General features: G+C 38.7%; 9 protein-coding genes. 7 read left to right on the forward strand and 2 right to left on the reverse strand.

Annotation, left to right across the window (positions count from 1 at the left end; genetic code table 11):
- Nucleotides 1-488: 488 nt before the first annotated feature.
- From ltrA to TYM08_RS09275, 7 genes are all read left to right on the forward strand, one after another.
- Nucleotides 489-1,829, forward strand: coding sequence for a group II intron reverse transcriptase/maturase (gene ltrA, locus TYM08_RS09245; protein ID WP_422379593.1), 1,341 nt, complete (start codon nucleotides 489-491; stop codon nucleotides 1,827-1,829).
- 295 nt (nucleotides 1,830-2,124) lie between these two features.
- The gene (locus TYM08_RS09250) at nucleotides 2,125-2,592 is read left to right on the forward strand and encodes a hypothetical protein (RefSeq protein ID WP_422382687.1); all 468 of its coding nucleotides are present in this window, start codon (nucleotides 2,125-2,127) and stop codon (nucleotides 2,590-2,592) included.
- A 426-nt stretch (nucleotides 2,593-3,018) separates the two neighbouring features.
- Nucleotides 3,019-6,453, forward strand: a complete 3,435-nt coding sequence (locus TYM08_RS09255; RefSeq protein WP_422382688.1) for an immunoglobulin-like domain-containing protein — start codon at nucleotides 3,019-3,021, stop codon at nucleotides 6,451-6,453.
- Nucleotides 6,454-6,862: 409 nt separating this feature from the next.
- Nucleotides 6,863-10,063: a BspA family leucine-rich repeat surface protein gene (locus tag TYM08_RS09260; RefSeq protein WP_422382689.1), complete on the forward strand. Its 3,201-nt coding sequence runs from the start codon at nucleotides 6,863-6,865 to the stop codon at nucleotides 10,061-10,063.
- A gap of 449 nt (nucleotides 10,064-10,512) precedes the next feature.
- On the forward strand, nucleotides 10,513-13,704 hold the full coding sequence (locus TYM08_RS09265) for a BspA family leucine-rich repeat surface protein (RefSeq protein WP_422382690.1): 3,192 nt from the start codon (nucleotides 10,513-10,515) through the stop codon (nucleotides 13,702-13,704).
- Between the two features lie 151 nt (nucleotides 13,705-13,855).
- A complete protein-coding gene (locus TYM08_RS09270; RefSeq protein WP_422382691.1) occupies nucleotides 13,856-14,671 on the forward strand; it encodes an ankyrin repeat domain-containing protein in 816 nt (271 codons plus the stop codon).
- Between the two features lie 142 nt (nucleotides 14,672-14,813).
- The gene (locus tag TYM08_RS09275; RefSeq protein ID WP_422382692.1) at nucleotides 14,814-15,641 is read left to right on the forward strand and encodes an ankyrin repeat domain-containing protein; all 828 of its coding nucleotides are present in this window, start codon (nucleotides 14,814-14,816) and stop codon (nucleotides 15,639-15,641) included.
- A gap of 101 nt (nucleotides 15,642-15,742) precedes the next feature.
- Here the strand turns inward: TYM08_RS09275 and TYM08_RS09280 are convergent, their stop codons facing one another.
- Both TYM08_RS09280 and TYM08_RS09285 read right to left on the reverse strand, forming a co-directional pair.
- Entirely contained in the window at nucleotides 15,743-15,940 is a 198-nt protein-coding gene (locus TYM08_RS09280) for a YwbE family protein (protein ID WP_422382693.1), read from the reverse strand.
- An 83-nt stretch (nucleotides 15,941-16,023) separates the two neighbouring features.
- Nucleotides 16,024-16,419 carry a DUF2721 domain-containing protein gene (locus tag TYM08_RS09285; RefSeq protein WP_422382694.1) on the reverse strand — a complete coding sequence of 132 codons (396 nt, stop codon included), beginning with the start codon at nucleotides 16,417-16,419 and terminating at the stop codon, nucleotides 16,024-16,026.
- Between the last annotated feature and the right edge of the window lie 51 nt (nucleotides 16,420-16,470).

Consider the following 16,470-nt stretch of genomic DNA (forward strand, 5'->3'; position numbering starts at 1 on the left):
GAATTACTCATTCACCTAGGTAGCACTGAAAAGCAGTGTTCAAGTAATTGGATGCTGTAAGTTTTTCAAAGGCGAAACCGCAGACCGCAACGCAAGTGAATCTGTTTAGCCTCGTTAACTAAATAAGGACGCTGACTCTCTGATTTGAAGGGGAAAGCTGTCATCTTTCAATCAAAAATATGATTTCTAATCTGTCTTTTTTAGACAGTCACAAACATGTTTAATGAGCATGAACGAAAGAGTCCTTCGGGGTTATAAGAGTGGTATGTGGTGGAAGATACATTGTGCAGGACGGGAGATCCAATAAGGTGATTTTTGCAGAATCAACGGTCATTTATAAGCGAAGAGCGAAATGATGACGGGCTTTATTGGAAGTCAGAGGGGCTAATAGTACCGTTTGAGGGTGAGCGACAACATAACGACACCCAAGGGAAGTGGCTCTACTTTATTCATGTAACCAAAGAGGAAAAGGCTCAGATGATTGCATTATGCTATTAACATCTTCCAGTTTGAAAAAACGAGTCGGTGACCTTCAGAGGAAACTATTTCAAAAAGCCAAACAACAATCCACATTTTGCTTTTATTCAATCTATGACAAGGTTTATCGTTTGGATGTCCTGCAATATGCTTACGAACTTGTTAAGAAAAACAATGGCAAACCTGGTTTAGATCGGGTGACATTTGAAACAATAGAGCGAGAAATATCAAAGTGGCGTTACTTAAATATTTTACAATCTAAGCTTAAATTTAATTCCTATCAATCCAGTCCAATTAAACGTGTCGACATACCGAAAGGTAATGGCGAAACTCGTCCGTTGGGTATCCCGAATATTGAAGATCGAATCATCCAAATGGCTGTTAAAATTGTCATTGAACCAATTTTTGAATCGGGCTTCAGTAATAACAGTTACGGATTTCGTCCTAATCGATCGGCTCATCAAGCCATGAACAGTATTACTCAATCGTTAAGATCGGGACATACACAAGTGATTGATGCTGACCTGTCGAAATACTTTGATACCATCGCGCACGTTAAGCTCATGAAGTTAGTATCGCTGAGAGTTTCTGATAAGAAAGTATTAGCGTTATTAAATCAATGGTTAAAGTCGGTGGTGATCAAAGTAGAAAAGAGCGGAAAACAAACGGTTATTGCAGGTGGTAAGAAAAGTAAATTAGGCACACCTCAAGGTGGTGTTATCTCGCCATTATTGGCCAATATCTATCTGGATGTATTGGATAGAATATGGGACAAACACAATTTAGCATTTAAATTAAAAGCGAAAATAGTCCGATACGCTGACGATTTAGTGATTCTTTGTAAAAATGAAACAGATGCATCATATAAAGTGTTAACACAAGTTTTGGGTAAATTAGATTTACAACTTAATGGAGACAAAACTGAAGTGGTAGATTCGCTAAAAGAGAAGTTTAATTTTCTAGGTTTTGAAATTTCAATGGCAAAAAGCAAACAATCAGGAAAAGTATTCCCGATGGTTGAGCCGTCACAGAAATCGATGAAAAAAGTAAGTGAGAAGATTAAATTTTACACTCGAAGAGCGATGAATCCAGTACCGATAAATGAAGTGGTTAGACAATTAAATGCAACAGTCAGAGGCTGGTGCAATTATTTTTATTATGGTTACGGTCATCGAAAAATAAAGAAGATCCGATACTATATGGAAGAAAGTCTGCGACACCAACTAAGGTACAGACACAAGGTGAGAAATAGAGGGGCGAGTTATCATAAATTTCCAAGGCAGTATTTGTACGGTTATTTAGGGTTGTATCAGCCACCAGTAAAACCGCGTTGGAAAGTTGTGCATGCTTGAGAAGAAGGATATCGGAAAGCCGTATGCGGGAGAACCGCACGTACGGTTTGATGAGGGGAGGCTGTCATGTTTTTTTAGATGTGGCTGTCTTCTACTCTATCGTTTTTAAAATTGAATGTAATTGATTGAATTGTCAAAAGTGACAGTCTCAATCTAAAATATGGATCCGACCCCCGGCTAACAATTAATTAACCGGGGGTCGGATCCTTTTTTAAAGACAAAGCTAAAGCTTTAATTTAATATTCATTCATATTTTTAAAAACATACATTTTATTAGAATATTTAGGAATGACTTATGAGTATTAAAAAACGATACATTCAACTTGCAGCTGTTGCTTTAAGCTCAGTTACTTTTACTGCCTTTGGTGGTACTAATTCAGAGTTGCTAGTGGGTAATTGGCAATGCGGATATTCAATGGATATGGAAGGCATAACAATGGATTTGGATATGAGTGTGAGTTACGAAAAAAATAGTACTTCAAGCGCAAGTGCTCGTATCGATTTGGTTAACCCAATGATGGCAATGGATTTAGCGTATCAAGTTGAGGCTTCTGGAACTTGGTATATTGAAGGTAATACTATTTATGAAACGCTAACAAAAGGGCATTTTGAAAGTTTAAAACCTTCACCGTATGATGCACTAATGTCCGAGGATGATTTAATGCCTTTCGGAGTTGAACAATCCTCTACTATTGTAGAGTTAACTTCTGAAAAATTAATCATGACAACCGGTGATATAGCGATTAATTGTACGAGAAATTGATTTTTTCCTTTTTAATTAGAAAATGACTAACAGATTGTTTATCGCTACAGCCTAATTTAGTTTTGACGAGCTAAAACCCGACCTTAAATCCACAAATTACAATCACAATTACAAATCAAACCTGTAGGGCTGGGATTCATTCCAGTAAAACTAACCTCAACGATTGGATGTAAGATGGTGGATGGCGTGACACTTATGACTGAATATCTAAATTATAGGTGTTAATTAAAGTTGTTAATTAAAGTTGTTAATTAAAGTTGTTAATAAAAGTTGTTAATAAAAGTTGTTAATAAAAGTTGTTAATAAAAGTTGTTAATAAAAGTTGTTAATTATAGGTGTCCAATTTTTCAGTTCTTATTTCCAATAATTAAGTGTGATAAGATCCCGTTTTTTTAAAATCTAACCCGTTCAACTAAGGATAAAAATATGAAAGCGTTCAATATTTCTAGTTTATTAATCTCGTCGATGCTCTGTTTAAGCGCTTGTGGTGGCGGTAATGGTAATACTTCTGGTAAGACTGATACTCAAACACAGACAAGCACCCAGTCAGAAACCAGCACTAATTCAGAAACAAGCACTCAATCAGAAACTGATACGCAGTCAGAAACTAGTACCCAGTCAGAAACAAGTACTAATTCAGAAACCGAAACTCAAGTTGAGACAGACACTCAAGCCCCGGTGATCACGTTAAATGGTTCGGCTGACATCCAAATTTCATTAGGCACTAGCTATTTTGAATTAGGCGCCAATGCTACGGATGATGAGGATGGCAGCATCACGCCCGTTATCACCAGTAATGTAGATGACACGCAAATAGGCAGTTATTCGGTGCTTTACACAGCAACCGATGCCGCAGGTAATCAGGCTTCTATCAGCCGTTCGGTCAATGTAATACTGGGGGCAGATACAACGGCGCCGGTTATTACCTTAAATGGGCAAGCAGAAATAACCATAAAATATTTAGAAACCTACGTTGATGCAGGTGCAGTTGCAGTGGATGTTCGTGAAGGCGAAGTGGCAACTTCAATTTCAGGACAGGTCAATAACGCCATTTTAGGCGATTACACCTTAACCTATCGTGCAAAAGATTCTGCCAACAATATTGCTACTGCCACACGAACCATTCATGTAGTCGACAAAATCGCCCCAGTTATTACATTAACAGGCGAGTCGGAATTAACCTTAGAAGTCAAAAACAGCTATACCGAACCAGGCGCAACAGTAACGGATAATTATGATTCAGACGTAGAGCTGTCCATTACTGGTGAAGTAAATACACAGGTGATTGGCAGTTACACCGTCACTTACCAAGCAACCGATAGTTCAGAAAATGCAGCCAAAACCATTACCCGAACAATTAATGTGGTGGATACGATCTCACCTGAAATTACATTAATCGGTGAGTCTGACATTACCTTAGAAGTGGAATCCGATTACACAGAACAAGGTGCAACCGTTAGCGATAACTACGACTCAAATCTAAGCGCGAACATTTCGACGGATTTAGACATGACGGTTATCGGTACTTATACCATCACTTACCAAGCAATCGACAGTTCAAATAATGCCGCTGAAGCAATCACTCGCACTATTAATGTAGTCGACACCACCGCGCCAGAGATGACATTAACAGGCGATTCTGTAGTGTCAGTTGAAGTCAATACGCAATACTCAGAACAAGGCGCAAGCGTGACTGATAACTATGATACAGATCCACAAGTAACAATAACAGGTGAAGTTGATGCCGATGTTGTTGGTAGTTATACGGTTACATACGAATCTGTTGATCAATCAATGAATTCTTCAAGCGTGACTCGTACAATTAATGTGGTAGATACCACCGCACCTGAAATTACATTAATCGGCGATTCTGTTATATCAATTGAAGTCAAAACGACTTATTCAGAACAAGGCGCTACTGTTGCCGATAATTACAATTCAAATTTAATAGCCAATATCTCAAGCGATTTAGATATGAACGTTGTTGGCAGTTACATCATCACCTATCAAGCAACCGATGTTTCATTAAATTCAGCCGAATCAATCACTCGCACAATCAATGTAGTGGATACCACAGCGCCAGAATTAACCTTAATTGGCGATTCAGAAATCACTATTTTTGAAGGCGATATTTATCAAGAATTAGGCGTAACCGCCACAGATAATTACGATGATGAATTAAACGTTTCCATCAGCGATAACATTATTTCCCAAACTTTGGGGACATACAATGTGACGTATTCAGTCAGCGATGCAGCAGGTAACCAAACTAGTCTCGCACGCACAGTAACAGTAATTGAAGATTTAGCCCCAGAAATCACGTTAAATGGTGAGGCCAATATAAGTATTTATTTAGGCGACAATTATGCTGATTTAGGCGCTACTTCCACGGACGATAAAGATGGCGAATTAACTATTGATATAGAAGGCTCTGTCGATAGCCAAACAGAAGGGGAATACGAACTAACCTATTACGCAACAGACAGTCATGGTCAACAAGTCATAGTTAAGCGTTGGGTCACCGTGATGTCTAGTTCATTCATCACCATCTGGAAAACTGATAACGAAGGTCAAAGTGAAGACAATCAAATTACGTTAGAGGTGAATTCAGAGTTTAGTTATGACTTTACTGTTGATTGGGGCGATGGACAAACTGACAGTAATGTCACTAGTGAAATTACCCATACCTATAATCAAGCTGGGGAGTATCAAGTGATCATCACTGGTACCTATCCGCAGATTTATTTTACGTATTCCTCAGATTCAAGAAAATTATTGTCTGTGGAACATTGGGGGAATAATGTTTGGTTATCTATGAATCGAGCATTTCATTATGCTGAAAATATGATAATGAATGCTGACGATGTGCCTGATTTGTCTTCGGTGACGGATATGTACCGTATGTTTGCTGGTGCCAGCAGGTTTAACCAAGATATAAGCAATTGGGACGTGTCCTCGGTGACGAATATGACGTGGATGTTTTATTATGCCATTAGTTTTAACCAAGACCTAAGTAGTTGGAATGTGTCTTCTGTGACGAATATGAAGGCGATGTTTTATGGTGCCCAAAGTTTTAACCAAGACCTAAACAGTTGGGATGTGTCTTCTGTGGCGGATATGGGATCTATGCTTCAATATGCCAGCAGTTTTAACCAAGACCTAAGCAGTTGGGATGTGTCGTCTGTGACGAATATGGGGTGGATGTTTTATTATGCCAACAGATTTAACCAAGACCTAAGCAGTTGGGATGTTTCCTTGGTGACGAATATGTATGGGATGTTTAGGAATACCAGCAGTTTTAACCAAGACTTAAGCAGTTGGGATGTGTCATCGGTTACGGACATGGGTGATATGTTTAATAGTGCCAGCAGTTTTAACCAAGACTTAAGTTTATGGGATGTTTCCTTAGTTACAAATATGGAAACTATGTTTTTTGAAGCCAGTAGATTTAACCAAGACCTAAGTAGTTGGGATGTGTCTTCGGTGACGGATATGAGTTATATGTTTGAAGGTGCTCGCCGTTTTAACCAAGACTTAAGTAGTTGGGATGTGTCCTCAGTGACGAATTTGGGTTATATGTTTTCTGGTGCCAGCAGTTTTAACCAAGACTTAAGTATGTGGGATATTACCAGTGTGCGTTATATGGCTCAGATGTTTAACGGCGTGACACTCTCAACCCCAAACTACGATGCATTATTAGCCAGCTGGAGTAACAAAATGCCTAAAGAAAACGTAACATTCGATGGCGGCAACAGTAAGTACACGCCAAGCTCATTAGCAGAAACTGGCCGAACTTATTTAACTCAAACCTTAGGTTGGACCATCACCGATGGTGGCCCAGCTGAGGCTGTGGTTGATTAATATGCAAGTTTATATTCTTTAAATTAAAAAAAATGAACTGAAAACACACTGGATCCCCGAGAAAGTGCCCTCGAGGATGACGGAAATGAAAAATAAAAAAGCCTCTAAATACTTTGTGTTTAGGGGCTTTTTTATTTGAATTCAGAAAATGACGATCAGATTGTTTATTGTTTAAAAGCAATGACAAATCAAACCTGTAGGGCTGGGATTCATTCCAGTAAAACTAACCTCAACGATTGGATGTAAGATGATGGATGGCGTGACACTTATGACTGAATATCTAAATTATAGGTGTTAATTAAAGTTGTTAATTATAGGTGTCCAATTTTTCAGTTCTTATTTCCAATAATTAAGTGTGATAAGATCCCGTTTTTTTTAACATCTAACTTGTTCAACTAAGGATAAAAATATGAAAGCGTTCAATATTTCTAGTTTATTAATCTCGTCCATGCTCTGTTTAAGCGCTTGTGGTGGCGGTAATGGTAATACTTCTGGTAAGACTGATACTCAAACACAGACAAGCACCCAGTCAGAAACCAGCACTAATTCAGAAACTGAAACGCAGTCAGAAACAAGTACTAATTCAGAAACTGAAACTCAATCAGAAACAAGCACGCAGTCAGAAACCGACACTCAAGTTGAGACAGACACTCAAGCCCCGGTGATCACGTTAAATGGTGCGGCTGACATTCAAATTTCATTAGGCACGAGCTATTTTGAATTAGGCGCCAATGCCACGGATGATGAGGATGGCAGCATCACTCCCGTTATCACCAGTAATGTAGATGACACGCAAATAGGTAGTTACTCTGTACTTTATACAGCAACCGACGAAGCTGGAAATCAAGCTTCAATTACTCGTACAGTTGAAGTGGTTTTGGGCGCAGATACTAAAGCGCCAACGATCACTTTAAATGGACAAGCTGAAGTAACTTTAGAATATTTAGATGAATATATTGAAACAGGTGCAGTGGCAGTAGATTTGCGCGAAGGTGAAGTACAAGTTGAAATATCAGGACAGGTAAATAACTCAATTTTAGGTGATTACACGTTAACTTATACCGCAAGTGATTCTGCAAATAATATTGCAACCATTACACGACTTATTCATGTAATGGATAGCACATCACCGGTTATTAATTTAGTTGGTGAAACTGATATTACTTTGGAAGCAGGCAATGAATATGTAGAGCTTGGTGCAACCGTCAGCGATAACTACGATTCAAATCTAACAGCGAATATTGCAAGTGATTTAGATATGTCCATTGCTGGTAGTTACACAATTACATATCAAGCAATGGATAGTTCATTAAATTCTGCTGACATTATTACACGAACTATCAATGTGGTTGATACCACTGCGCCAGAATTAACTTTAAATGGCGAATCAGACATAACCATTTTTGAAGGTGATATTTATCAAGAATTGGGTGCAATTGCTTCTGATAATTCAAGCTCAGAGTTAGTGATTGTAATCAGTAATAACATCAATAACGAAGTAGCTGGTGTTTACGAAGTGACATATCAAGTAAGTGACGCATCAAGTAATCAAAGCAGTCTTACTCGTACCGTAACTGTGGCCTTAGACCTAGCGCCAGAAATAACTTTAAACGGTGAAGTTTATACAAGTATCTTTGCTGGTAATAGTTATACAGAGCTAGGTGCTAGTGCAATTGATGATAAAGACGGCGAGTTAGAAATTGAAATAGTTGGCACAGTTGACACCCAAACAGAAGGTGAATATGAGTTGACTTACTATGCAACTGATAGTGCTAATCATAAAGTAGCAGTAAGGCGTTGGGTAACTGTATTGCCCGATGCATTTGTGACTATTTGGAAAACAGATAATTACGGGCAAAGCGAAGACAGTCAAATAACGTTAGAAGTAAATTCAGAATTTAGTTATGACTTCACGGTGGATTGGGGTGATGGGCAAACAGATAGTAATGTGACTAGTGAAATCACCCACACATACAGTCAAGTAGGTGAATATCAAGTGATCATCAGTGGGACCTATCCGCAGATTTATTTTGCTAGTTCCCGATCTACTGAATCAGATTCAAGAAAATTATTATCGGTGGAACATTGGGGTAATAATGTTTGGTTGTCTATGAATCAAGCGTTTTATTATGCGCAAAACATGGTAATGAATGCTGATGATGCTCCTGACTTGTCCTCAGTGACGGATGTGAGTTTAATGTTTTTTGGTGCCAGCAGTTTTAACCAAGACTTAAGCAGTTGGGATGTGTCCTCAGTGACGATTATGGAAAGGATGTTTTATGATGCCAGCAGTTTTAACCAAGACCTAAGCAGTTGGGATGTGTCCTCAGTGACAGAAATGAAGAATATGTTTCGAAGTGCCAGCAGTTTTAACCAAGACCTAAGTCGTTGGGATGTGTCCTCAGTGACGGATATGAGTTCTATGTTTTCTGGTGCCAGTAGTTTTAACCAAGACCTAAGCAGTTGGGATGTGTCCTCAGTGACGGAAATGAGTAATATGTTTGATGGTGCCAGCAGTTTTAACCAAGACCTAAGCAGTTGGAATGTGTCCTCAGTGACGGAAATGAGGTATATGTTTTCTGGTGCCAGCAGTTTTAACCAAGACCTAAGCAGTTGGGATGTGTCCTCAGTGACGAATATGTACGACATGTTTAGTGGTGCCAACAGTTTTAACCAAGACCTAAGTAGTTGGGATGTGTCCTCTGTGACGTATATGAGTTATATGTTTTATGCTGCCAGCAGTTTTAACCAAGTCCTAAGCAGTTGGGATGTGTCCTCAGTGACTGATATGAGGAATATGTTTACTGATGCCAGCAGTTTTAACCAAGACCTAAGCAGTTGGGATGTATCCTCGGTGACGAATATGAATCGTATGTTTAGAGGTGCCAGCAATTTTAATAAAGACCTAAGCAGTTGGGATGTGTCCTCGGTGACGGATATGAATTGGATGTTTTTTGACGCCAGCGGTTTTAACCAAGACCTAAGCAGTTGGGATGTGTCCTCGGTGACGGATATGAGTGCGATGTTTAGAGATGCCAGCAGTTTTAACCAAGACCTAAGCAGTTGGGATGTGTCCTCGGTGACGAATATGAATCGTATGTTTAGAGGTGCCAGCAGTTTTAACCAAGACCTAAGCAGTTGGGATGTGTCCTCAGTGAGGTATATGCGGTATATGTTTTATGGTGCCAGCAGTTTTAACCAAGACCTAAGCAGTTGGGATGTCTCCTCGGTGACGGATATGGACTGGATGTTTTATGGTGCCAGTAGTTTTAACCAAGACCTAAGCAGTTGGGATGTGTCCTCAGTGACGAATTTGGGTTATATGTTTTCTGGTGCCAGCAGTTTTAACCAAGACTTAAGTATGTGGGATATTACCAGTGTGACGGATATGAGAGAGATGTTCAAAGACGTGACACTCTCAACCACAAACTACGACGCATTATTAGCAAGCTGGAGCGCACAATTAACACCCAAACAAAACGTAACATTTGATGGCGGCAACAGTAAGTACACACCGGGCTCATTAGCAGAAACAGGCCGTAATTATTTAACTCAAACCTTAGGTTGGACCATCACCGACGGTGGCGCGGCTGAGGCTGTGGTTGATTAATATGCAAGTTTATATTCTTTAAATTAAAAAAAATGAACTGAAAACACACTGGATCCCCGAGAAAGTGCCCTCGAGGATGACGGAAATGAAAAATAAAAAAGCCTCTAAATACTTTGTGTTTAGAGGCTTTTTTATTTGAGTTAGAAAATGACGATCAGATTGTTTATCGCTACAGTCTAATTTAGTTTTGACGAGCTAAAACCCGAGCTTGTATCTGCAAGTCACAATTACAAATCAAACCTGTAGGGCTGGGATTCATTCCAGTAAAACTAACCTCAACGATTGGATGTAAGATGGTGGATGGCGTGACACTTATGACTGAATATCTATAGGTGTTAATTAAAGTTGTTAACTATATGTGTCCAATTTTTCAGTTCTTATTTTCAATAATTAAGTGTGATAAGATCCCGTTTTTTTAAAATCTAACCCGTTCAACTAAGGATAAAAATATGAAAGCGTTCAATATTTCTAGTTTATTAATCTCGTCCATGCTCTGTTTAAGCGCTTGTGGTGGCGGTAATGGTAATACTTCTGGCAAGACTGATACTCAAACACAGACAAGCACCCAGTCAGAAACCAGCACTAATTCAGAAACAAGCACTCAATCAGAAACTGATACTCAGTCAGAAACAAGCACCCAGTCAGAAACAAGCACTAATTCAGAAACCGAAACTCAAGTTGAGACAGACACTCAAGCCCCGGTGATCACGTTAAATGGTGCGGCTGACATTCAAATTTCATTAGGCACTAGCTATTTTGAATTAGGCGCCAATGCTACGGATGATGAGGATGGCAGCATTACCCCCGTTATCACCAGTAATGTGAATGACACGCAAATAGGCAGTTATTCAGTTTTATATACAGCAACCGATGAAGCGGGCAATCAAGCAACGGCAATTCGAACGGTTAATATCGTTGATGGGCAAGCACCGGTGATTAGTTTAAACGGAAAAAAAGACATCACCTTAGAGTATTTAGATGACTATATAGAAGCCGGTGCCGTTGCGGTTGATGTAAAAGATGGCGAAGTAGATGTCGTTGTTTCAGGACAGGTAAATAGCGCTATATTGGGCGACTATACCTTAACTTACAGCGCAAGTGATTCTGCGGGTAACAGTGCAACTATTACACGTACGGTTCATGTTGTAGACACCACCGCACCTGAAATTACATTAATCGGCGATTCTGTTGTATCAATTGAAGTGAATACAGATTACACAGAACAAAGTGCAATCGTAAGTGATAATTACGATTCAAATTTAACAGCCGATATCTCAAGCAATTTAGATATAAGCGTTGTTGGTAGTTATTCCATCACATACCAAGCAATAGATAGTTCAGGAAATCTCGCTGAAGCAATCACACGTACGATAAATATTGTCGACACCACAGCGCCAGTGATTACTCTAATTGGTGATTTAGAAATAACTATATTTGAAAGTGACTTTTATCAAGAGTTAGGAGTGAATGCTACAGACAATTACGATGATGAATTAAACGTTTCCATCAGCGATAACATTATTTCCCAAACTTTGGGGACATACAATGTGACGTATTCAGTCAGCGATGCAGCAGGCAACCAAACCAGTCTCGCACGCACAGTAACAGTAATTGAAGATTTAGCCCCAGAAATCTCCTTAAATGGTGAGGCTAATATAAGTATTTATTTAGGCGACAATTATGCTGATTTAGGCGCTACTTCCACGGACGATAAAGATGGCGAATTAACTATTGAAATAGAAGGCTCTGTCGATAGCCAAACAGAAGGGGAGTACGAACTGACCTATTACGCAACAGACAGTCATGGTCAACAAGTCATGGTTAAACGCTGGGTCACCGTAATGTCTAGTTCATTCATCACCATCTGGAAAACAGACAATCAAGGACAAAGTGACGACAACCAAATCACATTAGAAGTGAACTCAGAGTTTAGTTATGACTTTACTGTGGATTGGGGCGACGGCAATACCGACAGCAATATCACCAGTGAAATTACCCATACCTACAGTCAAGTAGGCGAATATCAAGTGATCATCAGTGGAACCTATCCGCAAATCTATTTTGATGGCTCTAATTCTTCGAGCTCATCAGATTCAAGAAAATTATTGTCAGTGGAACATTGGGGGAATAATAATTGGTTGTCTATGAATCAAGCGTTTTATTATGCGCAAAACATGGTAATGAATGCTGATGATGATCCTGATTTATCTTTAGTGACGAATATGAATTATATGTTTTATAGTGCCAGCAGTTTTAACCAAGACCTTAATAGCTGGGATGTATCCTCGGTGACGAATATGTACGCCATGTTTGCTTATGCCCGCAGTTTTAACCAAGACCTAAGCAGTTGGAATGTGTCCTCGGTGACGAATATGGCTTATATGTTTTGGAGTGTAAGCAACTTTAACCAAGACCTAAGCAGTTGGGATGTGTCATCAGTTACAACTTTGAGAGCCATGTTTGCTTCTGCCAGCAGTTTTAACCAAGACTTAAGCAATTGGGATGTGTCTTCGGTGACGGATATGGAAGGTATGTTTCAAGGGAGCTATTTTAACCAAGACCTAAGCAGTTGGGATGTGTCCTCGGTGAAGAGTATGTACCGTATGTTTGATGGTGCCAGCAGTTTTAACCAAGACCTAAGCAGTTGGGATGTATCCTCGGTGACGTATATGAACGGTATGTTTAATTATGCAAGCAGTTTTAATCAAGACCTAAGCAGTTGGGATGTGTCCTCGGTGACGAATATGAACGGTATGTTTACAGGTGCCAGCAGTTTTAACCAAGACCTAAGCAGTTGGGATGTGTCCTCGGTGACGAATATGTACGGTATGTTTTATGGTGCCGGCAGTTTTAACCAAGACCTAAGCAGTTGGGATGTTTCTTCGGTTACGGACATGGGTTACATGTTTAATGGTGCCAGCAGTTTTAACCAAGACCTAAGCAGTTGGGATGTGTCTTCGGTGACGGATATGCGTAATATGTATAGAAATGCCTCCAGTTTTAACCAAGACCTAAGCAGTTGGGATGTGTCCTCGGTGACGGATATGAGATATATGTTTTATAGTGCCAGCAGTTTTAACCAAGACTTAAGCAGTTGGGATGTGTCTTCTGTTACGAGTATGCAGTCGATGTTTGGTGATGCCAGCAGTTTTAACCAAGACCTAAGCAGTTGGGATGTGTCCTCTGTGACGAGTATGAACCGTATGTTTTATGGTGCCAGCAGTTTTAATCAAGACCTAAGCAGTTGGGATGTGTCCTCGGTGACGAATTTGGGTTATATGTTTTCTGGTGCCAGCAGTTTTAACCAAGACCTAAGCAGTTGGGATGTATCTTCGGTGACGGATATGCGCGGCATGTTCCAAGGCGCTATCAGTTTTGATCAAGACTTAAGTATGTGGGATATTACCAGTGTGCGTTATATGGCTCAGATGTTTAACGGCGTGACACTCTCAACCACAAACTACGATGCGTTATTAGCCAGCTGGAGCGCACAATTAACACCAAAGCAAAACGTAACATTTGATGGTGGCAACAGTAAGTACACGCCAGGCTCATTAGCAGAAACAGGCCGTACTTATTTAATTGAAACGTTAGGTTGGACCATTACCGACGGTGGCCCAGCTGAGGCTGTGGTTGATTAATATGCAAGTTTATATTCTTTAAATTAAACTGAGATAGTACTTAAAAAAGCCCTGTTTGGATGATTCCTAATGGGACTTTTTTTATTTTGAGAGGATAATATAGGTGATATGGTACTGTCTAAAAATATAACAGGTCTATGGAAATAATAATATGAAGGTTCAATTTAGTCTGATAACCCTAAACTTAATGCTTTTAATTTCAACATCTTGTGATGTCTTGAATACTGAAGCTGGTCGCTCTGGCTATCTCAGTGGTTACGAAGTGGAAGATATTTATCCAGATAAATTAACCGCTAAATTAGCAACCGCTGCTGGTGAGGGTGATACTCAGAAGATGGATGAACTTATAAGCCAGGGTGCAGATGTAAATGCTTTAGGTTTAGATAATTACTCTTTATTGGTTTGGGCGTTTAAAATGGATAACCTAAAGGGTTTTAAACATTTATTAGCAAAGGGCACTAACCCCGATTTATTGTATGGTTTGGGAGGTGATAGTGCGATTATAGATAGTATTATTATATTTGATGAAATCGATTATTTAGAGGCGATTTTGGAGGTAGGGGCAAATCCAGATTTACTATTTGGTCAGAATACCCCATTAATAGCGATTGCATTTGGCAGTGAGAATTTGAAAATGGTGAAATTGCTAGTGAATTCGGGTGCGAAAATTAATTATCAAACAAAAGAATATAGTTTTTCAGCAACCACAATTTCACTATCATCTGGACATTTTGGTACAACTCTTTATTTGTTAGAACAAGGAGCAAATTACCAATTAAAAGATTTTAAAGAACGTACAGTTGTTACTGAAATGTATGACAAACGTGATTTTTTAGATCCTGATCGCTATAAATACGATCAATTTTATTCAGGTTACGCAACATTGATTGAATGGTTTTTGACAGAAGAGGTTGATCTAGGATTTTGTGTACAAAAAACTAATGATATTTATGAATTGTGTCCTTAATATAATTATAAAATGCGAAACCTAATCTAGATGTAAAAAAAGCTGTTTTGAATCCATTTCAAACAGTTTTTTTTATGGATGGTTGATATTGATAATATGATACTATCCATGATTACTCTAAATGGAAATATGGAATAATAAAATGAGACCTAAGATTAGATTGCTAGCATTTAGCTTAATTCTTTTAATTTCAACATCTTGTGATGTCTTGAATACTGAATCTGGTCGATCAGGTTATTTTAATGGTTATGAAGTCGAAGATATTTATCCAGATAAATTAACCGCCAAATTAGCAACCGCTGCTGGTGAAGGTGATACTCAGAAGATGGATGAACTTATCAACCAAGGTGCAAATGTAAATGCCACTGGTAATAATGGTTATTCATTATTAGTTTGGGCATTTAAAATGGAGAGTTTAATCGGTTTTAAATATCTGTTAGCAAAGGGAGCAAATCCTGATCTATATTTTGGTTTAGGTGGTGATGAGGCTATGATTTCTCATATTATTTCACGTTCAGAATATGACTATTTAGAAGCACTTTTAGAAGTTGGTGCGAACCCCGACCTGTTAACGGGTTCAGGTCCTTCAACGCCGTTGATGGATGCTGTTTATTGGGATGATGAACAATTAAAACTAGTGAAACTATTATTGCAGGTAGGAGCTCAAATAGATTTTCAAACACCAGAATATGGCTATTATGCAACAAAATCTGCTATCACTTACAATAATTTCGACATTACACTTTACTTATTACAACAAGGTGCAAATTACCAACTAGAAGATTTTAAAAATCGATCTGTTATCACTGAAATGTATGACAGCCGAGATTTCTTAGATCCTGAACGATATAAATACGATCAATTTTATTCAGGTTATGCAACATTGATTGAATGGTTTGAAACAGAAGGTGTAGATCTAGGATTTTGTTTTAATAAAAATAATCAAGATATTTATGAGCTTTGCCAGTAAAGAGCGGTAAGTTAATAAAGTCTACTTCTTTCCAGTAATGCCAAAATAAGTACATAAATGCACATGAATTACTTCAAGTGCATTTATTACACGCCAAACTCTTAAGAAACAACCTCTTTAACTCGACCCACTTGCCCATCTTCTAACATGACTTTTATGCCATGTGGATGAAAGGCCGATTTTGTTAAAAACTTTGAAACCACACCTTCTGTCAATTTGTTGCTGCGCTGGTCTTGTTTCAAAACCACTTTTACGCAATCGCCAATCTCAATATGAGCTCGCTCTCTACCATCTGACATATTCATTCTCGTTATTATTTGATTTAAACAGTTATGTTACTGGCCTATTTTTCAAAATATAACCCAGGTGTTTCCTTCGTATTTTATTTCTTAGGATCTTTTAACACTTCAAGTTGAATATTCAATGCAATGCCCGATATGTACACTTCGTACAAACAAAGCAGCAAAGATACAATCAAACTGACCAAACTTGCCGTTAATATTGTAACGCCAGCGGTTTGCCATTGCTCTAACAAACACATCATTGAAATGGTGCATAGGATGAATGACACAATGCCTGTCATCTGTGTATAGCGAATAATTAAAATTCTCAATTTTAAATGTTTGATCTGACGAGTAATTTGTAAATGGTTCGTTTCATCGCGTTGTTCAATTAGCGATCTTATTAGCTGGCCAATGACGATAAATCGGTTGGTGTAAGCCAGCATCAATAATGAAATCGCTGGAAACAATAGTGCAGGGGTGGTGATCGTCATCATATAAAATTACTCCAAAACCATACTTGTTATTTGGCTTGTTAAAATACTCAT

The organism is Marinicellulosiphila megalodicopiae (assembly GCF_045862395.1).
GTDB lineage: Bacteria > Pseudomonadota > Gammaproteobacteria > Pseudomonadales > Natronospirillaceae > Marinicellulosiphila > Marinicellulosiphila megalodicopiae.

What these genes read in the sequence shown, in the direction of transcription:
- ltrA (WP_422379593.1), top strand. Translation starts at nt 489, where the DNA reads ATGCTATTAACATCTTCCAGTTTGAAAAAACGAGTCGGTGACCTTCAG.
- TYM08_RS09250 (WP_422382687.1), top strand. Translation starts at nt 2,125, where the DNA reads ATGAGTATTAAAAAACGATACATTCAACTTGCAGCTGTTGCTTTAAGC.
- TYM08_RS09255 (WP_422382688.1), top strand. Translation starts at nt 3,019, where the DNA reads ATGAAAGCGTTCAATATTTCTAGTTTATTAATCTCGTCGATGCTCTGT.
- TYM08_RS09260 (WP_422382689.1), top strand. Translation starts at nt 6,863, where the DNA reads ATGAAAGCGTTCAATATTTCTAGTTTATTAATCTCGTCCATGCTCTGT.
- TYM08_RS09265 (WP_422382690.1), top strand. Translation starts at nt 10,513, where the DNA reads ATGAAAGCGTTCAATATTTCTAGTTTATTAATCTCGTCCATGCTCTGT.
- TYM08_RS09270 (WP_422382691.1), top strand. Translation starts at nt 13,856, where the DNA reads ATGAAGGTTCAATTTAGTCTGATAACCCTAAACTTAATGCTTTTAATT.
- TYM08_RS09275 (WP_422382692.1), top strand. Translation starts at nt 14,814, where the DNA reads ATGAGACCTAAGATTAGATTGCTAGCATTTAGCTTAATTCTTTTAATT.
- TYM08_RS09280 (WP_422382693.1), bottom strand. Translation starts at nt 15,940, where the DNA reads ATGTCAGATGGTAGAGAGCGAGCTCATATTGAGATTGGCGATTGCGTA.
- TYM08_RS09285 (WP_422382694.1), bottom strand. Translation starts at nt 16,419, where the DNA reads ATGATGACGATCACCACCCCTGCACTATTGTTTCCAGCGATTTCATTA.